The sequence below is a fragment of the Aminobacter sp. AP02 genome (assembly GCF_003148805.1).
In the GTDB taxonomy this organism is placed as follows: domain Bacteria; phylum Pseudomonadota; class Alphaproteobacteria; order Rhizobiales; family Rhizobiaceae; genus Aminobacter.
Genome location: NZ_QGGX01000005.1, coordinates 35,706 through 59,166, shown reverse-complemented (window position 1 = coordinate 59,166; position 23,461 = coordinate 35,706). Strand labels below are relative to the sequence as shown.

24 protein-coding genes are annotated in these 23,461 nt (G+C 62.9%); 14 read left to right on the top strand and 10 right to left on the bottom strand.

The genetic code is table 11. The features are described from left to right. Window positions 1-25 precede the first annotated feature (25 nt). The 3 genes from C8K44_RS07630 (at window position 26) to C8K44_RS07620 (ending at window position 4,641) form a co-directional block, all read left to right on the top strand. Window positions 26-2,077, top strand: a complete 2,052-nt coding sequence (locus C8K44_RS07630; RefSeq protein ID WP_109575183.1) for an elongation factor G — start codon at window positions 26-28, stop codon at window positions 2,075-2,077. Window positions 2,078-2,254: 177 nt separating this feature from the next. Continuing rightward, entirely contained in the window at window positions 2,255-3,214 is a 960-nt protein-coding gene (gene msrP, locus C8K44_RS07625; protein WP_109575182.1) for a protein-methionine-sulfoxide reductase catalytic subunit MsrP, read from the top strand. A 929-nt stretch (window positions 3,215-4,143) separates the two neighbouring features. After that, a complete protein-coding gene (locus C8K44_RS07620; RefSeq protein WP_109575181.1) occupies window positions 4,144-4,641 on the top strand; it encodes an isoprenylcysteine carboxylmethyltransferase family protein in 498 nt (165 codons plus the stop codon). On the opposite strand, the gene C8K44_RS07615 is transcribed toward C8K44_RS07620, so the two are convergent. Continuing rightward, window positions 4,638-5,534 carry a LysR family transcriptional regulator gene (locus C8K44_RS07615; RefSeq protein WP_109575180.1) on the bottom strand — a complete coding sequence of 299 codons (897 nt, stop codon included), beginning with the start codon at window positions 5,532-5,534 and terminating at the stop codon, window positions 4,638-4,640. The two genes, C8K44_RS07620 and C8K44_RS07615, sit on opposite strands and share 4 nt — an antisense overlap. A gap of 32 nt (window positions 5,535-5,566) precedes the next feature. After that, window positions 5,567-6,541 carry a thioredoxin-disulfide reductase gene (gene trxB / locus C8K44_RS07610; RefSeq protein ID WP_109575179.1) on the bottom strand — a complete coding sequence of 325 codons (975 nt, stop codon included), beginning with the start codon at window positions 6,539-6,541 and terminating at the stop codon, window positions 5,567-5,569. A 253-nt stretch (window positions 6,542-6,794) separates the two neighbouring features. Here trxB and C8K44_RS07605 point away from each other — a divergent pair, with 253 nt between their 5' ends. Beyond that, window positions 6,795-7,265, top strand: a complete 471-nt coding sequence (locus C8K44_RS07605; RefSeq protein WP_109575178.1) for an Lrp/AsnC family transcriptional regulator — start codon at window positions 6,795-6,797, stop codon at window positions 7,263-7,265. A gap of 22 nt (window positions 7,266-7,287) precedes the next feature. Here the strand turns inward: C8K44_RS07605 and C8K44_RS07600 are convergent, their stop codons facing one another. Then, window positions 7,288-8,373, bottom strand: coding sequence for a glycosyltransferase family 4 protein (locus C8K44_RS07600; protein WP_109575177.1), 1,086 nt, complete (start codon window positions 8,371-8,373; stop codon window positions 7,288-7,290). Between the two features lie 43 nt (window positions 8,374-8,416). Beyond that, window positions 8,417-8,890, bottom strand: a complete 474-nt coding sequence (greA, locus tag C8K44_RS07595; RefSeq protein ID WP_109575411.1) for a transcription elongation factor GreA — start codon at window positions 8,888-8,890, stop codon at window positions 8,417-8,419. A gap of 286 nt (window positions 8,891-9,176) precedes the next feature. Here greA and C8K44_RS07590 point away from each other — a divergent pair, with 286 nt between their 5' ends. After that, on the top strand, window positions 9,177-10,307 hold the full coding sequence (locus C8K44_RS07590) for a PQQ-dependent sugar dehydrogenase (protein WP_109575176.1): 1,131 nt from the start codon (window positions 9,177-9,179) through the stop codon (window positions 10,305-10,307). A gap of 87 nt (window positions 10,308-10,394) precedes the next feature. Here the strand turns inward: C8K44_RS07590 and C8K44_RS07585 are convergent, their stop codons facing one another. The 4 genes from C8K44_RS07585 to C8K44_RS07570 form a co-directional block, all read right to left on the bottom strand. Next, entirely contained in the window at window positions 10,395-10,922 is a 528-nt protein-coding gene (locus tag C8K44_RS07585) for a tetratricopeptide repeat protein (RefSeq protein WP_109575175.1), read from the bottom strand. A 138-nt stretch (window positions 10,923-11,060) separates the two neighbouring features. Then, on the bottom strand, window positions 11,061-11,642 hold the full coding sequence (locus C8K44_RS07580; protein WP_109575174.1) for a tetratricopeptide repeat protein: 582 nt from the start codon (window positions 11,640-11,642) through the stop codon (window positions 11,061-11,063). A 142-nt stretch (window positions 11,643-11,784) separates the two neighbouring features. Next, complete coding sequence (locus tag C8K44_RS07575) at window positions 11,785-12,354, bottom strand: tetratricopeptide repeat protein (RefSeq protein WP_109575173.1); 570 nt, start codon at window positions 12,352-12,354, stop codon at window positions 11,785-11,787. A 68-nt stretch (window positions 12,355-12,422) separates the two neighbouring features. Further along, window positions 12,423-12,773, bottom strand: a complete 351-nt coding sequence (locus C8K44_RS07570; RefSeq protein ID WP_109575172.1) for a DMT family protein — start codon at window positions 12,771-12,773, stop codon at window positions 12,423-12,425. Between the two features lie 153 nt (window positions 12,774-12,926). Here C8K44_RS07570 and C8K44_RS07565 point away from each other — a divergent pair, with 153 nt between their 5' ends. The 5 genes from C8K44_RS07565 (at window position 12,927) to C8K44_RS07545 (ending at window position 17,640) form a co-directional block, all read left to right on the top strand. Further along, window positions 12,927-13,352 carry a DUF3775 domain-containing protein gene (locus C8K44_RS07565; RefSeq protein WP_109575410.1) on the top strand — a complete coding sequence of 142 codons (426 nt, stop codon included), beginning with the start codon at window positions 12,927-12,929 and terminating at the stop codon, window positions 13,350-13,352. A gap of 412 nt (window positions 13,353-13,764) precedes the next feature. Then, a complete protein-coding gene (locus C8K44_RS07560) occupies window positions 13,765-14,307 on the top strand; it encodes an extensin family protein (protein WP_348626323.1) in 543 nt (180 codons plus the stop codon). 95 nt (window positions 14,308-14,402) lie between these two features. Beyond that, entirely contained in the window at window positions 14,403-15,422 is a 1,020-nt protein-coding gene (locus tag C8K44_RS07555) for an extensin family protein (RefSeq protein ID WP_245417409.1), read from the top strand. 117 nt (window positions 15,423-15,539) lie between these two features. After that, window positions 15,540-16,244, top strand: a complete 705-nt coding sequence (locus tag C8K44_RS07550; RefSeq protein WP_109575170.1) for an LssY C-terminal domain-containing protein — start codon at window positions 15,540-15,542, stop codon at window positions 16,242-16,244. Between the two features lie 85 nt (window positions 16,245-16,329). After that, the gene (locus tag C8K44_RS07545) at window positions 16,330-17,640 is read left to right on the top strand and encodes a hemolysin family protein (RefSeq protein WP_109575169.1); all 1,311 of its coding nucleotides are present in this window, start codon (window positions 16,330-16,332) and stop codon (window positions 17,638-17,640) included. A 57-nt stretch (window positions 17,641-17,697) separates the two neighbouring features. On the opposite strand, the gene C8K44_RS07540 is transcribed toward C8K44_RS07545, so the two are convergent. Next, window positions 17,698-18,303 (bottom strand): NAD(P)H-dependent oxidoreductase, encoded by a 606-nt coding sequence (locus C8K44_RS07540; RefSeq protein WP_109575168.1) that lies wholly within the window; start codon window positions 18,301-18,303, stop codon window positions 17,698-17,700. Between the two features lie 103 nt (window positions 18,304-18,406). On the opposite strand from C8K44_RS07540, the gene C8K44_RS07535 reads away from it, so the two are divergent. Next, a complete protein-coding gene (locus C8K44_RS07535; protein WP_109575167.1) occupies window positions 18,407-18,775 on the top strand; it encodes a helix-turn-helix domain-containing protein in 369 nt (122 codons plus the stop codon). A gap of 95 nt (window positions 18,776-18,870) precedes the next feature. On the opposite strand, the gene C8K44_RS07530 is transcribed toward C8K44_RS07535, so the two are convergent. Then, window positions 18,871-19,263 (bottom strand): acyl-CoA thioesterase, encoded by a 393-nt coding sequence (locus tag C8K44_RS07530; RefSeq protein ID WP_109575408.1) that lies wholly within the window; start codon window positions 19,261-19,263, stop codon window positions 18,871-18,873. A 181-nt stretch (window positions 19,264-19,444) separates the two neighbouring features. On the opposite strand from C8K44_RS07530, the gene C8K44_RS07525 reads away from it, so the two are divergent. The 3 genes from C8K44_RS07525 (at window position 19,445) to C8K44_RS07515 (ending at window position 23,357) form a co-directional block, all read left to right on the top strand. Beyond that, window positions 19,445-21,061 (top strand): GMC family oxidoreductase N-terminal domain-containing protein, encoded by a 1,617-nt coding sequence (locus tag C8K44_RS07525; protein ID WP_109575166.1) that lies wholly within the window; start codon window positions 19,445-19,447, stop codon window positions 21,059-21,061. Between the two features lie 170 nt (window positions 21,062-21,231). Then, window positions 21,232-22,443, top strand: coding sequence for a mandelate racemase/muconate lactonizing enzyme family protein (locus C8K44_RS07520; RefSeq protein ID WP_109575165.1), 1,212 nt, complete (start codon window positions 21,232-21,234; stop codon window positions 22,441-22,443). Continuing rightward, entirely contained in the window at window positions 22,440-23,357 is a 918-nt protein-coding gene (locus C8K44_RS07515) for an NAD(P)-dependent oxidoreductase (protein WP_109575164.1), read from the top strand. Before C8K44_RS07520 ends, C8K44_RS07515 begins: the two co-directional genes overlap by 4 nt. Window positions 23,358-23,461 lie beyond the last annotated feature (104 nt).

The window sequence follows — 23,461 nt, the reverse complement described above, 5'->3', positions numbered from 1 at the left end:
AATGCCTGAGTGGAGGTTAGCGCTCATGGGTAGTCGCGCCGGAGGAAGATGCACGGGACCGAAATGCATCGCCATCGTCGGTCCCTTCGCCAGCGGAAAAACCACTCTCTTTGAAGCCCTTCTCGCCCGCACGGGCGCCATCACCAAGCAGCAGCCGGTATCGTCCGGCAGCACCGTGTCCGACCACTCCGCCGAGGCTCGCGCCCACGCCATGAGCGTCGAGGCGGTCTTCGCCACCACCCAGTTCATGGGCGAGAGCATCACCTTCGTCGATTGCCCCGGCTCGGTCGAGTTCGCCTTCGAGGCCGAACCGGTGCTTGCAGCCTGCGACCTCGCGGTCGTGGTGGCCGAGCCCGACGAAAAGAAGATCCCCGCCCTTCAAGTCATCATGCGCAAGCTCGACGAACTCGGGGTGCCGCGCGTCCTGTTTCTCAACAAGATCGACAAGGCGACGGCCGGCGTGCGCGACACGCTGAAGCTCTTGCAGCCGGTCAGCCGCACTCCGCTACTGCTGCGCCAGATTCCGCTGCGCAAGGACGGCGTCATCGTCGGCTCGATCGACCTGGCGCTCGAGCGCGCCTACATCTACCGCGAATATGCCGAGAGCGAGATCGCCGACATTCCCGGCGACGACAAGGCCCAGGAACTCGAAGCGCGCTTCGCCATGCTCGAAACCCTTGCCGACCACGACGACCAGCTGATGGAGCAATTGCTCGAGGAGATCGAGCCGCCCAAGGACGCGATATTCGACGACCTCGCCGCCGATCTGCGCGAGGGCACCATCACCCCTGTCCTCATCGGTTCGGCCGAAAAGGGCAACGGTACGCTGCGGTTGCTCAAGGCCATTCGCCATGACGCACCCGATGTCGAGGCGACATGCAAGCGGCTCGGGTTGACCAACAGCAACGCTTCGGTCGTGCAGGTGATGAAGACAATCCACACCTCGCATGCCGGAAAACTGTCGGTGTCGCGCATCCTGTCGGGCCAAGTCGCCGACGGTTCGGAGCTTTGGCTCAACGCGACCGACACCGCCAAGGTCTCCGGCATCTACCGCATGCTCGGCAAGGAGCAGACCAAGCAGCCCAGTGCCGCGGCCGGCGAAACGGTGGCGCTCGGCAAGCTCGACAACGTCGCAACCGGCCAGACGCTGACCTCGGCCAAGGGTGGCACCAAGCCTCTGGTCAAGCTCGAGCCGCCGAAGCCGGTCTATGCCTTCGCCCTTCGCCCCAAGGAGCGCAAGGACGAGGTGAAGATGTCGGCGGCGATCCAGCGCCTTGCCGAAGAAGACCCCTCGCTCACCTTGCACCACAACCAGGATTCGGCGGAAACCGTTCTGTCGGGCCATGGCGAAATGCACCTGCGCGTCGTGCGCGAACGGCTTGAAGGCCGCAACCAGATCGCCGTTGAAGGCCATGCGCCGGCGGTTCCGTATCGCGAGACGATCCGCAAGTCCGTCCAGCAGCGTGGCCGTCACAAGAAGCAGTCGGGCGGCCACGGCCAGTTCGGCGACGTCGTCATCGAGATCAAGCCGCTGCCGCGCGGCTCGGGCTTCGAGTTCACCGACACCATCACCGGCGGCGTCGTGCCCAAGCAGTACATCCAGTCGGTCGAGGCCGGCGCACGCGACTTCCTGAAGACCGGCCCACTTGGTTTTCCGGTTGTCGATATCGCGGTCAACCTGTCGGACGGCTCGTTCCATACCGTCGATTCTTCCGACATGGCTTTCCAGATGGCCGCCAAGATCGCGATGAAGGAAGGCATGCCGGCCTGCTCGCCGGTACTGCTCGAACCTGTCATGAAGGTCCAGATCTTCACGCCGTCCGATGCCACCGCGCGTATCATTGCGCTCGTACCGCAGCGCCGTGGCCAGATCCTCGGTTATGACGCGCGCGCGGACTGGGCTGGCTGGGACGTTGTCGAGGCGACGATGCCGCAATCGGAAATCGGCGACCTGATCATCGAGCTACGCTCCGCGACCGCTGGTGCCGCCACTTACCGCGCCGACTTCGACCATATGGCCGAGCTCACCGGCCGCCTCGCCGACGAGGCGATGCAGTCGGGCGGCAGGGCCGCCTGAGACCCATCAGGACCGGGCGCGATCCGTCGTCCGGTCCTTCTCTTCACAGCCTGTTGATGTGCAATCTCGGCCGCGCGCCGCAACAACGGAGCGTTGGCACTCGTATATGAAGTCGTTACCGCTGATTTTGCATCCGGCCCGGCTGATTGTGCCTATGGGCTGAGGGGAGAACCATTGATGGCATTCATACACCGACGCCCGTCCTGGGCAATTTCGGAAACTCTGGCCACGCCCGAAGACATATTCCTCAACCGCCGCACCATCCTCGCCGGCATGGGACTTGGCCTCGCGGCCGCGGCCCTGCCCCGGCGAGCACGCGCCGAAGATGCCGACCCCACAGCCGACCTCTATCCCGCCAAGCCGAACACGGCCTACAAGCTCGATCGTCCGCTGACGCCCGAAGAGATCAACGCCAACTACAACAATTTCTACGAATATGGCACCTACAAGGAGATCGCGGCGGCAGCCCAACAGCTCAAGACTCGGCCTTGGGAAGTCCAGATCGGCGGCCTTGTCGACAAGCAGATGACGCTTGGCATCGACGAGCTGATCCGCAAGTTCCCGCTGGAGACACGTCTCTATCGCCACCGTTGCGTCGAGGCCTGGTCGATGACAATTCCGTGGAGCGGCTTTCCGCTGAAGTCGCTGGTCGCGCTTGCCGGTCCGAAGGCGGACGCCAAATTCATCCGTTTCGAAACCTTCCTCGATCCGGCCATGGCGCCAGGCCAGAACGACTTCGTCTACCCGTGGCCCTATATCGAAGGCGTCACCATCGAGGAAGCCGCGCTCGACCTTCCCTTCCTCGTCACCGGGGCCTACGACAAGCCTCTGGCAAAGCAGTTCGGCGCACCGCTGCGCCTTGCCCTGCCGTGGAAGTATGGCTTCAAGTCGATCAAGTCGATCCGCAAGATCGACTTCGTCGCCGAGCAGCCGGTCGGTCTGTGGGAAGCGATCCAGCCGAGCGAATATGGCTTCTGGGCCAATGTGAACCCTGAGGTTCCGCACCCGCGCTGGAGCCAGGCCAAGGAACGCGTCCTGTCCACCGGCGAGTTGGTACCAACCCAGCTGTTCAACGGCTACGCGGCCGAGGTCGGCCAGCTCTATGCCGGCAAGGACCCTGCCAAGCTCTATATGTGAGCGGCAGATCAACACCTGCCCGACAAATCAAAAGCGGCACCCGAGGAAATCCTCGAGTGCCGCTTTTTGCGGACCGTTCCGGGGAGGCGGGACGGCAGGTCCGCCGCATCGTGGCCAACGTTTTGCTCCGTTGGCAATTTGCTGGACGCGGCGCGTTGCCTGAACCTGGCACGTTCGGGTGATGCCCCCATCTCCCGGCGCGCCATCACCGCGTCCACCTAAAAACTAGGCGTGCCAGCAGGTTGGAGGAACGTTACCGGGGGTTACATGTCACTGTTACGCGGGCAGTTCGGCACCCACGGTGGTAGGCTTGGAGCGACTGTGTCGGGGGCCCCAAGCGCAGTGTGGACTTCATCAGCATCGGGGCGCCCCTAGGCGGTGGGGGGCCTATAGCACGGCGTAGCCGTCGACACGCTCAGCGACGTTTTGGCTCTTGGAAACCGTGTGGTCCCCGGCGCACGGTTCGCGACTTTCGAAGGTCATGCGCCGGCCTGAGTTCAGGCAACAAAAAAGCCGGATCCAAGAAGATCCGGCTGAGTTTGTTTGGAAGTGCCGATTAAGGCTAACCTCCAGAGGGGAACACTCTGGGGCGCTAATGGGAGGAGGAACGCGCCCCGGAGATGATCAATATATGTGCTCTCGCAGCCCAACAAACAAGCACCTATTTTGCATCGCACGCATGCAAAAAGAGGCAGGCTGTGGTCCAACAATGTTAGAAGCCGAGTAGGACCAGATTTAGCAGTGAAAATTGCCGTTTCCGGATGCTGCGTTGCACCTTCGCCGACCAGTTTCCAATCAAATCCTGCGAAAATTTATGCTGCAGCGCAATGATGACAAAACAGGCAAGACAAGGGCAGCATCATAGCGAAAGCCAAAGCGACAGGCAGCATGCCCGGATTTCGATCCGACCGATCAAGAGGAGAGCACGCTTGCGCAAACCGTCCGCCATCCTCGGAAGCGCCGTCTTCTTCATTGCCGCACCGGGTGTGGTTGCCGGCCTAGTGCCCTGGCTGCTGACAGCCCGCTATGCCCCGCCCCTGGCGCCCTGGCCGCACATTGTTGCGGGTTCATTCCTCATCGCGACAGGCCTCGGCGTGCTGCTGCACGCTTTCGCTCGTTTCGCGCTCGAAGGCATGGGCACCCCTGCCCCGGTTGCACCGACTGACAGGCTGGTGATCGGTGGCGTCTACCGTCACGTGCGCAACCCGATGTATGTCGCGGTGGTGTCGATCATCCTCGGCCAGGCGCAGATCTTCGCCCACTGGCCGCTCGCCGCCTATGGCGCGATCATCGCTGCTGTCATGGCGACCTTCGTGCGCATCTACGAAGAGCCGGTTCTCACCCAGCGCTACGGCACGCAATACGAAACCTACCGCGCCAACGTTCCCGGCTGGGTGCCCCGCATCACGCCATGGCGTGGTGACTAGTAAGCCCAGCTACGCGACTTGGAGATCACGAAGTCGCGGAACACATGCAGCTTGGCCTGTTCCTTCATCGTGTCGGGATAGGCGAAATAGGTGTCGAAGGACGGCACCTCGGTCTCGGGCAGAAGCTGCACCAGCCCGGCATCCTTGCCCACGACGTAGTCGGGCAGCATGGCGATGCCGGCACCAGTCTGCACTGCGGTCTTGATCGACAAGATATCGTTGATCTGCAGTGTCGGCACGCGCTGGCCACCTTCGAAATCGCCCACCGTCTCCAGCCAGTTGAGCTCGCTCAAATGGGTCGGAACCGGCACGCCGAAGGTGACGATGCGATGGTTCTTGAGATCGGCGATGGATTCGGGCTTGCCGTATTTGTTGACGTAGGCCGGCGAGGCATAGAGGTGGAAATGCACGGTGAACAGCCGGCGCTGGATCAGGTCCGGCTGCTGCGGCTGGCGCAGGCGGATGGCGCAGTCCGCCTGGCGCATGGTCAGGTCCAGCTCCTCGTTGGCGAGGATCAGCTGAATGTGGATGTCGGGATAGAGTTCGAGGAACTCCTGGATGCGCTGCGTCAGCCAGCCCGCGCCGAGGCCGACGGTCGTCGTAACCTTGAGCACGCCGGACGGCCGATCCTTGGTCTCGGTCAGTCGGGTCTTGATCGTCTCGAGCTTCATCAAGACGTCGTGCGCCGTGCGAAACAGCATCTCGCCTTGCTCGGTCAGCACGAGCCCGCGCGCGTGCCGGTGAAACAGAGGCACGCCGATGTCGTGTTCGAGCGCGCTCACCTGCCGCGAGATCGCCGACTGCGACAGCCTCAGCGTCTCCGCCGCATGCGTGAACGAGCCAGCCTCCGCCGCTGCGTGGAACACGCGCAACTTATCCCAATCCAACGCCATTTTTCCCCTCTTATGTCAGGCGTTTGGTCGGCCTATTCGGCCGCTTCGCGATGCACTTCAATTCCGGCCAGGTATTTTTCTGCTTCAAGCGCCGCCATGCAGCCCAGGCCTGCCGCAGTCACTGCCTGACGGTAGATGTCGTCGGTCACATCGCCGGCCGCGAACACGCCCGGCACATTGGTCCGCGTCGAGTTCGGCTCCGTCCACAGATAGCCGTTCGGCTTCTGCTTGAGCTTGCCGACGAACAGCTCGACCGCCGGTGCGTGGCCGATCGCCACGAACACGCCGTCCGTCGCCATCTCGGTGATGGCACCCGTATGCACGTTCTTGAGCCTGACGGCGTTGACGGACGGCGGCAGCGGCTTCTGTGCCGGAGCCCCGACGATCTCTTCGACGGCGTGATCCCAGATCACCTTGATATTGTCCTTGGCAAACAGCCGCTCCTGCAGGATGCGTTCGGCGCGGAAATGGTCGCGCCGGTGCACAACGGTCACCGTCCTGGCGAGATTGGCGAGGTAAAGCGATTCCTCGACCGCCGAATTACCGCCTCCGACGACCACCACGTCCTTGCCGCGATAGAAGAAGCCGTCGCAGGTCGCGCATGCCGAAACGCCAAAGCCCTGGAAGACCTGCTCGCTCGGCAGCCCGAGCCACTTGGCCTGAGCACCGGTGGCGATGATCAGCGCATCGGCGGTGTACACGGTACCGGAATCGCCCTTGGCGCGGAAAGGCCGCACGTCAAGGTCGACCTCGGTGATGATGTCGTTGATCATCTCGGTGCCGACATGCTCGGCCTGCGCCCGCATCTGCTCCATCAGCCAGGGGCCCTGGATCGGCTCGGCGAAGCCGGGATAGTTTTCGACGTCGGTGGTGATCATCAGCTGGCCACCCTGCTGCATGCCTGCAACGAGCATCGGCTTGAGCATGGCGCGCGCCGCGTAGATCGCCGCCGTATATCCGGCGGGACCCGAACCGATGATGAGAACTGGCGCATGTTTGGCGGTCATCGAAGGGCCTTCATGGTCATTGGAAAAAGCAGCACCCGTCAAAACGGGCTGCGGATCATCCCTAATCTAGGTGTTCACCCATACTCCGCGCAAGGCGGCAAGATGTTACTCCCCCGAAAGCTTGACTGCCTTTTATCCGACACCCTGTTGAAAACAGAGTGATTTGCATTTTCTCCGCCTCGGGTTTCCCAACCGATACGAGTAGTTTAATTACGTCATTGCGCAAGATTGTTGCGCGAGTCGCGGAGCGCACATGCCCATCAAGGCCGATCTCGACGCCATCGACTGGAAGATCCTGCGCGAGCTTCAAGACGACGGACGGATGACCAACGTCGAATTGTCGCGCCGCGTCGGTATCTCGGCACCGCCTTGCCTGCGCCGCGTCAAGCGCCTGGAAGACGAAGGCATCATCCAGCGCTATCGGGCCCTGCTCAATGCGCCGGCCCTTGGCATGGACGTCGTCGCCTTTTGTCTCGTGGGCCTCAACCGTCAGTCTGAGGTCGACCTGAAATCCTTTGCCGACCGCACGCGCGGCTGGCCGATCGTGCGTAGCGCGTGGATGGTCTCGGGCGAATCCGACTTCATGCTGCATTGCCTGGCGCCAGACCTCGGCACGTTCCAGACTTTCGTCATCGAGGAACTGACGTCGTCGCCGAACGTCGACACCGTGCGCACGGCCCTGACCATCCGCCAGGTCAAGGATGACGGGCTGGTCGCGATCTAGCCGCAGCTGCACGGCAGCGGACTTAGCCTTTGGCCCAAACCTGCTCGTAGACCTCGCGCAGTCCGGCCGCCTCATTTTCCAGACGAAACCGCCTGGACACGTCTTCAAGCCCCGCAACACCATGCGCTTCGGCAATTGCCGGATCGGCCAGATACGGCCTGATCGCCTCGCGCAAGGCAACGCCGTCGCCAGCGGCAACGAAAGTGCCGGTCACGCCGGGCGTGACAATCTCGGAATAAGAGCCGGCATCGGTCGCAACGACAGCGGTGCGCGAGGCCATCGCCTCCAGCGGCGTCAGGCCAAAACCTTCATTGCGCGATGGCGCGACGTAGAGCGTCACCCTGCGATACCACACGGCAACGTCTGCTACCTCGCCGAGCAGCAAGATTCGCTCCGAAAGCCCGGCCGCGGCGATGCGTTGCCTGAGCTCATCGGCAAACCCCCTGTGCTCCGCCGTCACGCGGCCGGTGATGACGGCCGTCCACTCGGGATGTTGAGGCAGCAAGGCGATCATCGCGTCGACGAACAGGTCCGTGCCCTTCGAGTGCCGGAGGCGCCCGAAGCAGCCGATCGCATATTTGCCGGGCAAACCAGCCGCCGCGAATTGATCGTCAGCGCTGCGCGGGGGGTGGAATTTTTCGAGATCGACCCCGTGCATCACCACCTTGTGCGGCACTTCGAGGAACCGCCCCGAAAGCCGGCTCGTCGCGATCACTCCGTCCATGCGGCGGATCAGCCATTTGGTGAAAGGCCTGTGGTCGCGCTGTGCGGCGGAAGTGAACACCAGTCTGATCCGTGCCCGGAAGATGTGGCGCAGCACAAGTCCGGCCACCATCTCGGTGTTGCGCCGTGCATGCCAGATGCGCTGCCGCCCGGAAGCCGGTCGCCTGAGCAGCGACGGCAGCTGCCACCAGCGCATCTTGGGCAATGTGTCCGGCAGGCCAGGTCCGCAAACGGCAATACCGAGGTCGCGTGCCTGCACCGGCACCAGCTGCACGATGGTGCTGGTGACGCCTGACAGCCGTTTCTTGAGGTTGGGCGCGACAACGTCGATGCGCGCCATGTCGACCGCGCCGGATTGTTCGGCGCGGTTTTGTGCTTTTGTCATGGGTGCCTGTTGCGGCATGCGACGGCCAATGCCGTCCCGCGCCTTAGATGAATTGCACCTGGACGATTTCGTAGCCGCGCGCGCCGCCGGGCGCGTTGACCTCGATGGCGTCGCCCACTTCCTTGCCGATCAGCGCGCGTGCGATCGGCGAGGAGATCGAAATACGGCCCGACTTCACGTCGGCTTCCTGGTCGCCGACGATCTGATAGGTCTTTTCTTCTTCCGTGTCTTCGTCAAGCAGAACGACGGTAGCGCCGAACTTGACCTTGTCGCCATTGAGCTTGGTGACGTCGATGACCTCGGCGCGTGCGATCAGGTCCTCGAGTTCGTGGATCCTGCCCTCATTGAGGCTCTGTGATTCCTTGGCCGCATGATACTCGGCGTTCTCCGACAGGTCGCCATGCGAGCGAGCCTCGGCAATGGCCTCGATGATGCGCGGACGCTCTTCCTGCTGGCGCCAGCGCAGCTCTTCCTTCAGCGCGACGAATCCACCCGCCGTCATCGGAACCTTGTTCATAGTCGACCTCTCCTGGCCTTTGCCGCGCAGCTTGTCTGTTGTTGCCGCGAGGCACAAAAAAAGAAAACGGTCCGGCAGCCTCGGCCAACGGAACCGTCTCACCTCTATCTCCGCCGAATATAGCAATCCTGTCGCAGAATTCACGTCAAAAAATGCGTTAACCACCATAGACCTTTTGGCGCAGAGAACCTGCTCCCATTCGTACTCACCCGCTTGTGATTGAAACCGCGCCGCTTTGATGCTCTGTCATGGTTGCCGTACCTGCCTTTGCAACTATGTCGGACCAATGACGATCAAGCCCCACCTCTTCGCCCTCGCCTTCTTGCTTGTGGTTTCGCCAGCCCTTGCCCAGGGCCGCGATTTCGAAAGCCAAAAGGTCAAGCTGCGCTCCGTCGTCGTGACCAAGGATCTCGAACGTCCCTGGGGGCTCGCCTTACTCCCCGACGGGGGCGCTGTCGTCACCGAGCGGCCCGGCCGAATTCGCATCCTCTCCAAAGCTGGCCTGTCAAAACCGGTGGCCGGTGTGCCCAAAATCGCGGTCGGCGGCGAAGGCGGGTTGCTCGACATTGCCATTGCCCGCGATTTCGAAACATCCGGAACGATCTTCTTCAGTTACGTTGAGCCCGGCAAGGGCGGCGTAAGCACCGCCGTCGCCCGCGCCAGGCTGGTAACTGGAGCCGCACCTCGCCTCGAAGACGTCAAGGTGATCTTCGCCGTCGCGCCGAAATCGAAAGCCAGCGTACATTTCGGCTCGCGGATCGTCGTCAATGACGACGGCACGCTGTTCATCACGACAGGCGACCTTGGCCAGCGCGACCGCGCCCAGGACATGCACGATGCCGCAGGCGCGGTTGTCCGCATCAACGCCGACGGCTCAATTCCCGCCGACAACCCTTCGCCCGATGGCCAGAAAATGGCACCCGAGATCTGGTCGAAAGGCCATCGCAACATTCAAGGGGCGGCCATCGATCCGGTGATGGGCGGGCTGATCACCGTCGAACATGGCGCGCAGGGCGGTGACGAGGTCAACCATACCGAGGCCGGAAAGAACTACGGCTGGCCGATCATCAGCTACGGTGTCGAATATTCCGGCAAGAAGATCGGTACCGGCACTGCGGCACCAGGCTACGAACAGCCATTGTTTTATTGGGATCCCTCCATCGCCCCGTCAGGTCTTGTGAGCTACCAGGGCAAGATGTTCCCCGAATGGAACGGGGACCTTCTGGTCGGCGCGCTCAAGTTCGAACTTGTCAGCCGGCTGCATCGCGACGCCACGGGCAAGATCCTGAGTGAAGAGCGCATGTTCGAAGGCGCCTTCGGGCGCATCCGCGATGTCGTGGTTGCTCCCGACGGCGCAGTCTGGCTTTTGACCGACGAGGACAACGGCGCGATCATCCGCCTGTCGAGGGGTGACTGATTAGGGCAGTAAGGGAATAAGGCAGTAGGGCAGGAGAGGTACAAGGAAAGCTTGTTTTACTGCCCTACTGCCCTACTGCCCTGCTTACTAACCTCTCAGATACGCCTCGATGTTTTCTTCCAGCATCCCGTATTCTCGGCAGCCCTTGCCACAGCGCTTTTCGATTTCCGACAGCTGCACGCGCGCGGCGGCAACGTCGCCGAGCATCAGATGGGCCTCGCCCATATATTCACGCACCAGCGCGTAATCGGGATTGTTGCGCAGCGCTTCCTGGTAATAGCCGAGACCGACCAGCACGCGGCCTGCCTTGCGGTGCGAGTAGCCGAGATAGTTCAGGATGCGCGGGTCGGTCTTGTCGGCGGCAAGGGTCAGCACCTTGATCGCCTCGTCATACTTGCCGTTCATGGCCAGCGCGCGCCCGGTTTCATAGATGCTGTCGTCATCGATCATGCCTGCTTTGGCAGGTTCGCATTTCTGCGTCTTCTTGTTGTAGACCATGCCTGCCTTGCAGGTCGGCGGGGTCGAGCCGCCACTGTCGGCCGCAAGCGCCGGAGCCGCAAACAACGGCAAGGCCACGACGGCGCCTGCCACAAGCATCAGATATCGGGACTGCATTGCCACCTCCTGAGATTGCCCATACGTAAGCTAACGCATTTCGGCCGACGTTTCATCCGGCCTGAGCGCCGCAAGACGATGAACATCAGTGGCTTTTCGCTTGGGCGGCGAAAAGCCACCAGTATCAGGGTCGGGAGCCTAGCTCCTGACGTAGCTGTGGATCTGCTCCGACAGCAGGCCGTATTCGCGGCAAGTCGTGCCGCAGCGATTGGCGATCTCGGTCAGCTGCAGCCGCGCGCCGGCGACATCGCCAAGCGAGAGATGAGCCTCGCCCATGTACTCGCGTACAGGCATGTAGTCGGGATCGTTGAGGATCGCCTCCTGGTAATAGCCGAGGCCGACGACAATCCTGCCTGCCTTGCGATGCGAATAACCGAGATAGTTAAGAATGCGTGCATCGGTCTTGTCGGCTGCTAGCGCCAAAACCTTGATTGCGTCGTCATACTTGCCGTCCATGGCGAGCGCACGACCTGCCAGATAAAGGCTGTCGTCGTCGATCATGCCGGCCTTTGGCCGCTCGCACTTTTTGGTTCTTGCGTTGTAGACGAGCCCCGTGCGGCATTTGACCTGACTGCTGCCATTGTCACCTCCGCCTCCGCCTCCACCTCCGCCTCCGCCACCGCCACCACCACCACCACCGTCAGCCGAAAGGACAGGAATTGCGAACAACGGCAGGGACACGAGTGCGCTTGCCAGGAGCTTCAGAAATCGGACTTGCATGGTCAACCTCCGCCAGTGCGTCCCCTCGCGAAGTCAACGCACTGGCGGCGGCATTTCGTCCGGCCTGAGCACTGGAAACGCCAAACGCCCGTAGTTTTCGAATTTGAGAGCGAAGAGCCGCGGGCGCGCCTGGACAGGTTTCCTAACTCCTGACGTAAGCGTGGATCTGCTCCGACAGCAGCCCATATTCGCGGCAAGTCGTGCCGCAGCGATTGGCGATCTCGGTGAGTTGCGCCCGAGCACCCGCTATATCGCCGAAAGTCAGATGCGCTTCGCCGAGATATTCCCGGACAGGCATGTAGTTGGGGTCGTTGAGGATCGCTTCATTGTAGTAGCCCAGACCGACCAGCGTTCTCCCGGCCTTGCGGTGCGAATAACCGAGATAGTTGAGGATGCGCGCATCGGTCTTGTCGGCGGCGAGCGTCAAAACCTTGATCGCATCGTCATATTTGCCGTCCATGGCAAGCGAGCGGCCAGCCAGGAACAGGCTTTCGTCGTCGATCATGCCCGCTCTGGGATGTTCGCATTTTTTGCTTCTCATGTTGTAGATCAGACCGGTACGGCATTTGACCTGGGCGCTGCTGCTGCCACCGCCCCCACCGCTGGACATACCGCCGCCACCGCCACCACCTCCGCCGCCGGACGAAAGCACGGGAGCCGCGAACAACGGCAATGAAACGAGCACGCTTGCCAGGAGTTTGAGGGTTTGCATGGTTTAACCTCCACCATTGCGTCCCCTCCGGCGAGATCAACGCATCGGCGGCGGCATTTCGTCCGACGTCAGCCGCGGAAAATCAGTGCCGCGCCGCCTGCGATCAGGGCAAAGCCCATGGCGTGGTTCCAGGTGATGCCTTCCTTGAGATAGAACACCGAGAAGATGACGAAGACCGAAAGCGTGATCACTTCCTGCATCGTCTTCAGCTCTGCCGCCGTATAGACCTCGTGGCCGATGCGATTGGCCGGCACGGCGAGCCAGTATTCGAAAAAGGCGATCAGCCAGCTGAAGATCACCGCCGCGTAGAGCGGAGCCGCCTTGAACTTGAGATGGCCGTACCAGGCGAAGGTCATGAACACGTTGGATGCGATCAGCATCAGCACCGGAAATATCTTCGGCGAAAGCAAGAATGCCATTGGGGGGATACCGCATGAGGGAGGAAGCACAGCCATTTCCGCCACCCGATGCATTCTGTCAACCATGACAACCGCACCGCGAATATCGGGGCAGTGACGTTGCCGCCAAATGCGCTATCATCGGTGCGGGGGAAGGCAACCAGGAGCACGCTCGTGCAGCAGCGGCGCGAAAAGGAATGGGACCTGTCCATCGGACCGGACACCGTCCGTCTGTTCATCCTCAAGGCCAAGGCCATCAGTGCTGGCGTCAACGAGGACTATGAGGACGGCGCCGAGCACGAGATCGAATATGACGGCGGCACCCATGACAACCACCGCCACGACGGGCTGGCCGAGGAAGAGGAAGAAAATCTCACCGAAAAGGAGCTGCGCCAGCTGATCAGCGACCTCAATGTCGATGAGGCGGCCGAACTCGTGGCGCTCGCATGGGTCGGCCGTGGCGACTACGACGCGTCGGAATGGCAGGACGCCGTCACCGAAGCCCGCCAGCGCGGCAATCGCCGGACGGCCAAATACCTGCTCGGCATGCCGATGCTGGGCGACTGGCTCGAAGAAGGGCTCGACGTCCTGGGCGCCTGATCTGTCTTGCCGGTGGGATGATGACAATGCCGTCACCGAATGTGATGCCGTGCGTCCAGTTCCGAAGGCAACCCATCAGGGGTTCTTGCCGTTGACGGCGATGCATTTCCGCAGACTTCACCGCCCATCGCTGCTTTTGATCCTGGCACTGGCAAGCTTGCCGCAATTTGCCGACGCTCGCCCAAAAACGATCGAACTGCCCGACCGGGTGCCAGTTCCGCAATTCGCGCCGGCCCCTGGTGTGCCGTTGCCTGCTGCCAAACCGACACAAAGGCAGGCCTCGATCCCCGTTCCGCAGGCGCGTCCCGATTTGCCAAAGTCTTCGACCACGCCATCGGACAAGGGATTTATCGGTCCTCCTGCACCAAGGATGCTGCCCGACCCACGTTCGAATGTTCCGCGACCGGCGTCGATGCCAGCCGAGGAATCTGCCTGCCGCGCGCGCCTCAAGGTGCTTGGCGCCGAATTCGAGGAAGTCGCGCCCCAGCGCGATGCCGAAGGCTGCGCCCTGCCCTTTCCGCTCAAGCTCAAGCGGCTGACCCGGTCGATCGACATAGAGCCGGATGCGGTCATCAACTGCGCCGCCGCCGAAGCCTCGGCGCGTTTCGCGGCCGACGTCATCTCATCGACCGCAAAAGCCATGTTCGATGAGGATCTGGCGGCCATAAGTCAGGCCTCGGCCTATGTCTGCCGACCGCGCAACGGGACCAGGAAACTGTCCGAACACGCGTTCGGCAATGCGCTCGACATTGCCCGCTTTACGCTAGCCAAGGGCACAACCATCGACGTCGAGCCGGCGCCGCCCGAAAAGAACGAAAAATTCCTTTCTTCGATCCGCAAGGCCGCCTGCGGACCGTTCAAGACGGTGCTCGGCCCCGGCAGCGACGCCGACCATGCGCTGCATTTCCATCTGGACCTCGCCCCCCGGCGCAACGGCGGAACGTTTTGCCAGTAGCGCCCCATTTCCGCCTCAGCCGTAAATCCGGCCGCTGATCTTTCCTTTACCCTTGGCAGCTAGGCTCGTCTCTCCAAGGGTACAGGAGCCTTCGCATGGCCGCAGATTCGCGCGCCGCCATCGCAACCCCCACATCGCCGCGCCGCAACTCGCGCCAGCGCGCGCTGCTGCTTGCCACGACGCTGCTGGTCGCAGGGCTTGGCGCCAGTTCCTGCACCACCGGCGACGTCTTCGCGCTCCAGCCCGCGGTCGATGTCGGCTCGCAGACGGCTTCCTTGCCGATCGTCGAGGTTGCGCCCCAATCCGCACCCGTCCCGATCGCCGCGGCACCTCTGCCCGACACCACGATGATGGCGACCGCACCCCAGGCCATCGAGCCGACGCTCGACGCCCAGGCACAATCGATGCCCGAGATCACCGCTGCCGCGCCGCCACCCGTCCAGACCGCGGCCCTTGTTCCGGCGCGCGGGCTGCAGACATTGGTGCCGTCCAACCCCTACATGGTCGCCTATCCCAAGCTCGACGATCCCTCCGAGAGGCCGCAGACAGCACCAATGAGGCCCGCCGTCATGCCGGCTGACGAGGTCGATTGCCGCGCCGACCTCAAGAAGCTCGACGTGCAGTACCGCGACCTGCCGCCAATCCGCGACGGTGCCGCCTGCGGCATCGACTACCCGGTCAAGGTCTCGGCCATCGGATCGGTGCAGATGAAGCCCGCCGCGACCGTCACCTGCCAGATGGCCGCCAGTTTCGCCGCGTGGACCAAGCGCGATCTGGTTCCAGCAGCGCGCCTGCGCTACTTCTCCGGCGTCAAGACCATCCACCAGGGTTCGAGCTATTCGTGCCGCAAGATCGCCGGCTCGCGCACCTTGTCGGAACACGGCAAGGGCAACGCGCTTGACATCATGCGCATCGAGCTCAACAGCGGCCGCGACATCGACGTCAAGAAACCCGGCCTGTTTGCCTTCCGCACACGTGGGTTCCTCAACACCATCCGCGCCGACGGCTGCAGCTATTTCAATACTGTGCTCGGCCCCGGCTACAATTACGACCACCGCAACCACTTCCATTTCGACATCAAGCAGCGCCGGAACGGCTATCGCGCCTGCCGCTGAGGTATCTGCCAAGGCAGCAGCGCAGCGGCCCAAAGCGCAAAGGGAGCACCAGTTTGCCCCGCCTTCTATTTCGCGATAGATAGGATCAGTTCAATCCACCTGCGACGGCTGCATCCGATGGCGGGGAAACTGCGTAGACAGGCGACCCTGTGGTTTGCGGTTATTTGCGCAGGCTATCTCGGCCTTGCGTATTTCGCTGCACCCGAATTCTGGTCGTTCCGAATCCTGCGCGAGGGCCTGAAGCCCGAGGCCATGCTGACGACCACCCCGGACGGCATCCCCGGCGATCCGATCAACATCAGCCTGGTCGGTACCGAAGAAGACGTCATCGGCGCCTTCGACGCTGCCCATTGGGACCGGGCAGCCGGCCTGTCGGTGAAATCCGACATCATGATAGGCGAAAGCGTGCTGCTTGACCGCCCCGATGTCGACGCCCCTGTGTCTACGCTGCTGTTCGATGGCCGCCGAGAGGACATCGCTTTCGAAAAGCCGGTCGGCCACAGCGCCGATCAGCGCCACCACGTCCGCCTGTGGCTGACTTTTAACCCGGGTGCCGATGGCCGTCCGACCTGGTACGGCTCGGCGAGCTTCGACCGTGGCGTCGGCCTAAGCCACGACACCGGCGAAATCACCCACCACATTGCGCCCGACATCGACGCAGAACGCGATTCGCTCATTCGCGACCTGACTGCTGCCGGGCGAACCGAGTCGGTCAAGACGATTCCCGGAATCGGCTTCACCAGCGCTGGCCGCAACGGCGGTGGAGATCCCTACTTCACCGACGGCAAGGTGCTGATGGCGGTTCTTGTGCCGCACAAGTAGCTCTGCAACCGTCATATCGCCGCCAAACAGTATTTTCGATGCCGTCTTTTCGAAAGGGCTGAAGGAATGCTATGCAGCGACCATTATGCTATATGCTGAAATCGGTATCGTGGTCGTCCTCATCTGCGTGAACGGCCTCTTGGCAATGTCCGAGCTTGCCATCGTTTCTTCCCGCCCGGCGCGCCTCAAGGCGATGATCGACCGAGACGTCAAGGGAGCCGGCCGCGCACTCGATCTTGGCGCCAACCCGGGCAAATTCCTGTCGTCGGTGCAGATCGGCATCACGCTGGTCGGCGTGCTGTCGGGCGCCTTTTCGGGTGCAACCCTCGGCCAGCGGCTGAGCGGCATGCTCGCCGAATATGGTATGCGCCCCGGTGTTGCCGATGCGCTTGGCGTCGGTATCGTCGTCGCCATCATCACCTACGCATCGCTGATCATCGGCGAACTCGTGCCCAAGCAGATCGCCCTGCGCGATCCCGAGGGGGTCGCCGTTCGCGTCGCCCCTGCAATGTCGCTGCTCGCCAAGGTCGCGCTGCCACTTGTGTGGCTGCTGGACATTTCCGGACGCGCCGTGTTGTGGCTGCTCGGGCAGCGCGGCGAGAGCGAGGAAAAGGTCACAGACGAAGAAATCAAGATGCTGGTCGCCGAAGCAGAACATCACGGCACCATCGAATCGGACGAGCGCCGCATGATCGCTGGCGTCATGCGTCTGGGTGACCGCGCCGTGCGCGCCGTCATGACCCCACGCACCGAGGTAGACTGGATCAATCTGCAAGCCGACGAAGCCGTCACCCGCAAGCTTTTGATGGAAACCCAGCACTCGCGCCTGCCCGCTGGCGAAGGCTCGGTCGACGCCATGGTCGGCGTGATCCAGAGCCGCGAGCTACTCGCCTCGCTGCTGGCCGGTCGCGCCTTCGATCCGCGCAAGCATGTCCGCACCGCTCCCATCGTCCACGATCAGGCCGATGCGCTCGACGTGCTCGCCACGCTCAAGCAGTCCGATGTGCCGATGGCGCTGGTCCATGACGAATACGGCCACTTCGAAGGCGTCGTTTCGCCAGCCGACATTCTCGAGGCCATCACCGGCGTGTTCCGCTCCGATCTTGACGAGGACGAGGAAGAGACGGCCGTCCAGCGCGACGACGGCTCATGGCTGCTTGCAGGTTACATGCAGGCGGACGAAATGGCCGACCATCTCGGCATCGACCTGCCCGAAAATCGTGACTATGAGACGGTCGCCGGTTATGTGCTGTCGCACATGCACCATCTGCCCGCGACCGGCGAATGTGTCGACGCGCAAGGCTGGCGCTTCGAGGTCGTCGACCTCGACGGCCGCCGCATCGACAAGGTGTTGGCTTCCCGCCTGCCCGGCAGCCAGCGCGAGCAGGTGCGCTAATCCAAACGAAAAGGGCGGCTCGCGGCCGCCCTTCATTGCCTGAGAAAACCTCGCTGCTCAGGCAGCCTTGGCTTCTTCGGAAAGCACATCCGCTTCGCGCGCGATCTTCAGTGCCTTGGCCCACCAGGTGATCTCTTCGATCAGCCCGTTGGCTGCCTGGTTGAGATGCTCGATGTCCGAGAGCTTCTTTTCGCCCTGACGAACGGCCAGGAAATCGCCCCACACGATGTGCACGGCCGACTTGGTCGGCGCCATCTGCAACTCCACCGCGTGCATGCGCAACTGCTCGACGGCACGCGCGCCACCGACGCCGCCGTAGCCGACGAAACCAGCGGGCTTCTTGTTCCATTCCTTGGCGGCGTAATCGAGTGCATTCTTCAGCACGGCGGTCGGACCGTGGTTGTATTCGGCTGCGGTGAAGATGTAACCGTCGAACTCCGCGACTTTCTTCTGCCAGCGCTGGGCGACCTCGTTCTGCGAAGGTACCCAGGCGGACGAGGCGACCTCATCGAAAAACGGCAGCGGGAAATCTCTGAGGTCGACGACCTCGACCTCGATATCCGCATGGGATTTGGCGATCTTGGCGATCCATTCCACCGGCGTGTCGGCGAAGCGGGCGGCGCGTGTCGAGCCGACGACGATGGCGATCTTGGGTTTGGACATGGCAGGAACCTCTCAGGCACGATGGTGTGGGCGAAAACTGGTATCCATTGGATACTCGCGCTATATAGGTGACTGGTTTTCGAGCGCACAAGGAGGCACCTTTTTGATACCGAGGCACCCGCACCGCACCGAGGATTGCCGCGCCGTCAGCGATATCCTGCAGCGTGTCGGCGACAAATGGACCGTGCTCGTCGTCGGCAAGCTCGGCGATGGGTCCATGCGTTTCAACGAGTTGCGCCATGCAATTGGCGGCATCTCGCAAAAGATGCTGACCACCACGGTGCGCGGGCTCGAGCGCGACGGCTTCGTCACGCGCACGGTCTTCCCGACCATCCCGCCGCGTGTCGAATACGAACTGACCGATCTTGGCCGAGAGTTGCTCGTTCCCGTCTATGCGCTCGGCGAATGGGCGCGGCTCAACCAGCGCCGCGTCGCCGAGGCCAGGATGAAGTTTGATGCGGCGGTGGAGTAGCTTTGTGGCCCTACGGCCTTGAAGGCTGGTTTCCGGTTACCGAGAACTCAACCCGTCGGCTATTTGGGGACCTTTGCCTGTAGCCGCCGCCCGGCCTACTCCGCCGGCACCGGCTTCGGCTTGCCCTGCCCGTCCAGGGCCACCATGACGAAATCGGCGTCGGTCACCTTTTCCATCATGTCGGAGAGATAGCGCTGTGCCCAGGCTTCTACCTTGAGCGTCATCGAGGTGCGGCCAACACGATCGACATGAGTGTAGATGCACAGCGTGTCGCCGATCTTCATTGGCTTGGCGAAGGCCATTTCCTTGACCGCCGCAGTCACCACGCGGCCGCGTGCGCGCTCGGCGGCGCGGATGCCGCAGGCAAGGTCCATCTGCGCCATCACCCAGCCGCCGAAAATGTCGCCGGCGGCGTTCGCGTCGGCCGGCATGGCAAGCGTCCTCAGCGTGAGTTCGCCGCGCGGCTGGCCATCGGCATACTGAACCATCGTCATTCCTCTGCGAATTTCCTCGCCCCACCCGTATCTTTGCAGCGGCTGCCGCGTCAACGCCGCATCTCTTGCATCGGCCGGTCGTATTTTTCACAGGCCATGCCGTAACCGACGCCGAAGCCTCCAGCCGAGGCGATAGTCTGGCCGGACCGAGGAAGTTCGACAGGCCGCCGCCCACATGCAGACGTTCGATTTCATTGTTGTCGGTTCGGGTTCCGCCGGTTCGGTGGTGGCCGAGCGGCTGTCGGCGAGCGGGCGCTTTTCGGTGCTGGTGCTGGAGGCCGGCGGCACCGACCGCCGTTTTTTCGTCCAGATGCCGCTCGGCTACGGCAAGACCTTCTTCGACCCTGCGGTGAACTGGAACTATGCCGCCGAGGCCGATCCGGGTCTTGCCGGCAACAAGGACCACTGGCCGCGCGGCAAGATCTTGGGCGGGTCGAGCTCGATCAACGCCATGGTCTGGATCAGGGGTGCTGCCGAAGATTTCGACGCCTGGCGCGATGCCGGCAATCCCGGCTGGGGGTTTGACGACCTGCTGCCGGCCTTCAAGGCGATCGAAGACAACGAGGCCGGCGGCAATGCGCTGCGCGGCACCGGCGGCCCTATCCATGTCACCGACAACCGCAAGAAGGTTCATCCGCTGACGCAGCGCTTTCTCGCGGCGGGGCAAAAGGCCGGCCTTGCCCTGAATCAAGACTTCAACGGTTCCTCGCAAGAGGGTGTCGGCGTTTATCAAATCACGACCAGGGACGGTCGCCGCATGTCTGCCGCCCGCGCCTTCCTGCGCCCGGCGATGAAGCGCGCCAATGTGTGCGTCGAAACCGGCGCGCTGGTCACGAAAATCCTGTTCGAGGGCAAACGGGCCGTCGGCATCGAGTATCTGCAACATGGCACGAAGCTGAGCGTCCGTGCCCGCCGCGAGGTGATCCTGTCAGGCGGATCGGTCAACTCGCCACAGTTGCTGCAGCTCTCCGGTGTCGGCCCTGCAGCTTTGCTCGGCGAACTCGGCATACCGGTGGTTCATGCGGCCGAACAGGTCGGCCGCAACCTGCAGGACCATCAGGGCATCAACTACACCTGGAAGGCCAAGGTACCGACGCTCAACCAGACCCTGCGTCCCTGGTGGGGCAAGCTTCTGGTCGGCATGCAGTATCTCGCGTTGCGCACCGGGCCGCTGTCGATGAGCATGAACCAGGGCGGCGGCTTCTTCCGGTCCGATCCGGCCCGCGCGCGGCCCAACATGCAGCTCTATTTCCAGGTCTTTTCCACCGTCCTGCCCAGGGCCGGCGAGCGTCCGATCCTGACACCCGACCCCTTCCCCGGCTTCTCCATCGGGCTTTCCAATTGCCGCCCGTCGAGCCGAGGCGAGATCATGATCCGCTCCGCTGACCCGACCGTCCACCCGCGTATCACTGTGAACGCCTATTCGACCGAGACAGACGTCGCCGAGATGCTGGACGCGGTAAAATTCCTGCGCAAGCTGGCCTCCCAGTCGCCCATGTCAGACATCATCGCGGAAGAGGTTTTGCCTGGGCCGTCAATCACTTCCGACCCCGACCTGATTCAGGATTTTCGCAAGCGCTCGGGCACAGTCTACCACCCGGTTTCCACCTGCCGCATGGGCCCCGACCCCACGACTTCGGTCGTCGACCCGCGCCTGCGCGTACATGGCCTAAGCCGCCTGCGCGTCATCGACGCCTCGATTTTCCCCGACAACATCACCGGCAACACCAACGCTGCGTCGATCATGACTGGATGGAAGGGTGCGGAGATGGTGCTGGAGGATGCGTGGTGAGCAATTTCGACCGTCGGCGCCGCCCCTCACCCTTACCCTCTCCCCGTGGAGGACGGGGAGAGGGGCCGCCAACGTTGCGGCCAGCCTCCTTCTCCCCGTCCTTACGGGGAGAAGGTCCGGCAGGGGATGAGGGGCGGCGCGACGTCAACTAGGTTACGGGAGGAACCCGCATGAAGATCACTGACGTCAAGACCTTCGTGGTCAACAACCCGCCGCCCGGCATCGGCGGCAAGTATTTCATCTTCGTTAAGCTCACCACCGATGGCGGCGTGGTGGGTTACGGCGAAGCCTACAACGCGACCTTTTCCGCCCATGTCACGGCGAAGATGATCGAGGACATGGCCGAGCGCTATCTCGTCGGCCAGGACCCGCACGACGTCGAAAACCTGTTCCGCCGCTGCTATTCCTCCGGCTTCACCCAGCGCCCCGACGTTTCGGCCATGGGCTGTTTCTCGGCCCTGGAAATGGCCTGCTGGGACATCATCGGCAAAGAGGCCGGCCAGCCCGTCTACAAGTTGCTTGGCGGCCAGGTGCACGAGACGCTGCGCTCCTACACCTATCTTTACCCGCACACGGGCAGCGTCCACACCGAGGACGCAGCACCCAAGAACGTCTACAACGACCCCGACATGGCCGCCGAATGCGCCGCCCTCTATGTCAGCCAGGGCTTCAACGCCGTGAAGCTCGACCCGGCCGGCCCGTGGACCGCCTATGACGGCCACCAGCCCCGCCTCATCGACATCGATTTGTCCACGCGGATGATGAAGGCCATACGCGAGGCGGTCGGCACCCGCGCCGACATATTGTTCGGCACCCATGGCCAGTTCACCGCCTCTGGCGCGCTGCGCATGGCGCGAGCCATCGAACCCTACGATCCCCTGTGGTTCGAGGAGCCGGTGCCGCCAGATATGCCCGAGGTGATGGCGCAAGTGGCACGCGGCACATCGATCCCGATCGCTACGGGCGAGCGGCTGACGACAAAATTCGAGTTCGCCCGCGTCATCGAAAACCGCGCCGCCACCATCCTGCAGCCCGACCTCGGCCGTTCGGGCGGCATCCTCGAGACCAAGAAGATCGCCGCCATGGCCGAGGCCTATCACATCCAGGTGGCACCGCATTGCTATTGCGGACCGATCGTCGGCGCCGCCAACATCCAGCTCGCCGTCACCCTGCCCAACTTCCTGATCCTGGAATCGCTCAAGCAGTGGGATGGATTTCACGCCAAGCTGCTGAAAAAGAAGATCGAATGGCAGGACGGCAACGTCATTCCCTCGAAGGAACCGGGTCTCGGCGTCGAACTCGACGAGGGGGTCTGCGAGGCCAACCCGTATGATGGTCCCCATCTGCACCTTCAGATGGTGCAAGAACCGCTGATGCCATGACACAGACCCTTGCCTACGCCTTCATCGGCCTCGGCCATCTCGGCGCCAATCTTGCGGCGTGTCTGGTGCGGGGCGGCTTCGAAGTGATCGTCTATGACCGCGACCCGGCAGCCATCGCGCGACTTGTTGCATTGGGCGCAAGCGCCGCGACGAGCCCGGCTGCGGCAGCCGCCCGTGCTGGCAACGCCATCACCTGCCTGCCCTCGCCCAGGATCAGCGAAGCAGTGCTGGCAGGCGCCGACGGACTGCTTGCCGGCTTGCCCAAGGGCGGCACGTGGATCGAGATGTCGACCAACGGTCGCGACAAGATCTTGCGACTTGCCGATATTGCTGCCGAAGCCGGCGTCTATGCGCTGGAATGCCCCGTCACCGGCGGCGTGCATCTCGCCGCGGAGGGCAAGATGACAGCACTTGTCGGCGGCGATCCCGCCCTTTTCGAGCGTCATCGCCCGGCGCTCGAAGCCATGTGCGCCCGCGCCTTTCTCATGGGGCCGATCGGCTCGGCCGCGGTGATCAAGGTCATCACCAACATGCTGGCCTTCATCCATCTGGTCGCTGCCGGCGAGGCGCTGATGCTGGCTAAAAAGGGCGGGCTCGACCTCGCCCAGGCCTACCACGCCATCGTTGCCTCCTCCGGCAACAGCTTCGTGCACGAGACCGAAAGCCAGCTCATCCTCAACGGCTCCTACGACATCGGCTTCACGATGGATCTGGCCCTGAAGGACCTCGGCTTCGCGCTTGACATGGCGCGTGAGGGCGGCGTGCCGCTGGACCTCGCCGAGCGCGTCAACGCCATCTTCGAGCAGGGCAAGGCCGCCTATGGCGGCGACGCCTGGTCGACGATGATCGTCAAATTGTTGGAAGACGCCACCCGAACCGATCTGCGCGCACCGGGCTTTCCGGCGAAGCTGTAGCAGGCGCCATCGCTACCCTCCCCTTGTGAGGAGGTAACCGGCTCCGCCCCGGCCCTTTGACACCGACCTCCGCTCGACTTAGCTCTCGCGACCATACGAGAAGG

What these genes read in the sequence shown, in the direction of transcription:
- C8K44_RS07630 (WP_109575183.1), top strand. Translation starts at nt 26, where the DNA reads ATGGGTAGTCGCGCCGGAGGAAGATGCACGGGACCGAAATGCATCGCC.
- msrP (WP_109575182.1), top strand. Translation starts at nt 2,255, where the DNA reads ATGGCATTCATACACCGACGCCCGTCCTGGGCAATTTCGGAAACTCTG.
- C8K44_RS07615 (WP_109575180.1), bottom strand. Translation starts at nt 5,534, where the DNA reads ATGGCGTTGGATTGGGATAAGTTGCGCGTGTTCCACGCAGCGGCGGAG.
- trxB (WP_109575179.1), bottom strand. Translation starts at nt 6,541, where the DNA reads ATGACCGCCAAACATGCGCCAGTTCTCATCATCGGTTCGGGTCCCGCC.
- C8K44_RS07605 (WP_109575178.1), top strand. Translation starts at nt 6,795, where the DNA reads ATGCCCATCAAGGCCGATCTCGACGCCATCGACTGGAAGATCCTGCGC.
- C8K44_RS07600 (WP_109575177.1), bottom strand. Translation starts at nt 8,373, where the DNA reads ATGACAAAAGCACAAAACCGCGCCGAACAATCCGGCGCGGTCGACATG.
- greA (WP_109575411.1), bottom strand. Translation starts at nt 8,890, where the DNA reads ATGAACAAGGTTCCGATGACGGCGGGTGGATTCGTCGCGCTGAAGGAA.
- C8K44_RS07590 (WP_109575176.1), top strand. Translation starts at nt 9,177, where the DNA reads ATGACGATCAAGCCCCACCTCTTCGCCCTCGCCTTCTTGCTTGTGGTT.
- C8K44_RS07585 (WP_109575175.1), bottom strand. Translation starts at nt 10,922, where the DNA reads ATGCAGTCCCGATATCTGATGCTTGTGGCAGGCGCCGTCGTGGCCTTG.
- C8K44_RS07580 (WP_109575174.1), bottom strand. Translation starts at nt 11,642, where the DNA reads ATGCAAGTCCGATTTCTGAAGCTCCTGGCAAGCGCACTCGTGTCCCTG.
- C8K44_RS07575 (WP_109575173.1), bottom strand. Translation starts at nt 12,354, where the DNA reads ATGCAAACCCTCAAACTCCTGGCAAGCGTGCTCGTTTCATTGCCGTTG.
- C8K44_RS07570 (WP_109575172.1), bottom strand. Translation starts at nt 12,773, where the DNA reads ATGGCATTCTTGCTTTCGCCGAAGATATTTCCGGTGCTGATGCTGATC.
- C8K44_RS07560 (WP_348626323.1), top strand. Translation starts at nt 13,765, where the DNA reads ATGCCAGCCGAGGAATCTGCCTGCCGCGCGCGCCTCAAGGTGCTTGGC.
- C8K44_RS07555 (WP_245417409.1), top strand. Translation starts at nt 14,403, where the DNA reads ATGGCCGCAGATTCGCGCGCCGCCATCGCAACCCCCACATCGCCGCGC.
- C8K44_RS07550 (WP_109575170.1), top strand. Translation starts at nt 15,540, where the DNA reads ATGGCGGGGAAACTGCGTAGACAGGCGACCCTGTGGTTTGCGGTTATT.
- C8K44_RS07545 (WP_109575169.1), top strand. Translation starts at nt 16,330, where the DNA reads ATGCTATATGCTGAAATCGGTATCGTGGTCGTCCTCATCTGCGTGAAC.
- C8K44_RS07540 (WP_109575168.1), bottom strand. Translation starts at nt 18,303, where the DNA reads ATGTCCAAACCCAAGATCGCCATCGTCGTCGGCTCGACACGCGCCGCC.
- C8K44_RS07530 (WP_109575408.1), bottom strand. Translation starts at nt 19,263, where the DNA reads ATGGTTCAGTATGCCGATGGCCAGCCGCGCGGCGAACTCACGCTGAGG.
- C8K44_RS07525 (WP_109575166.1), top strand. Translation starts at nt 19,445, where the DNA reads ATGCAGACGTTCGATTTCATTGTTGTCGGTTCGGGTTCCGCCGGTTCG.
- C8K44_RS07520 (WP_109575165.1), top strand. Translation starts at nt 21,232, where the DNA reads ATGAAGATCACTGACGTCAAGACCTTCGTGGTCAACAACCCGCCGCCC.
- C8K44_RS07515 (WP_109575164.1), top strand. Translation starts at nt 22,440, where the DNA reads ATGACACAGACCCTTGCCTACGCCTTCATCGGCCTCGGCCATCTCGGC.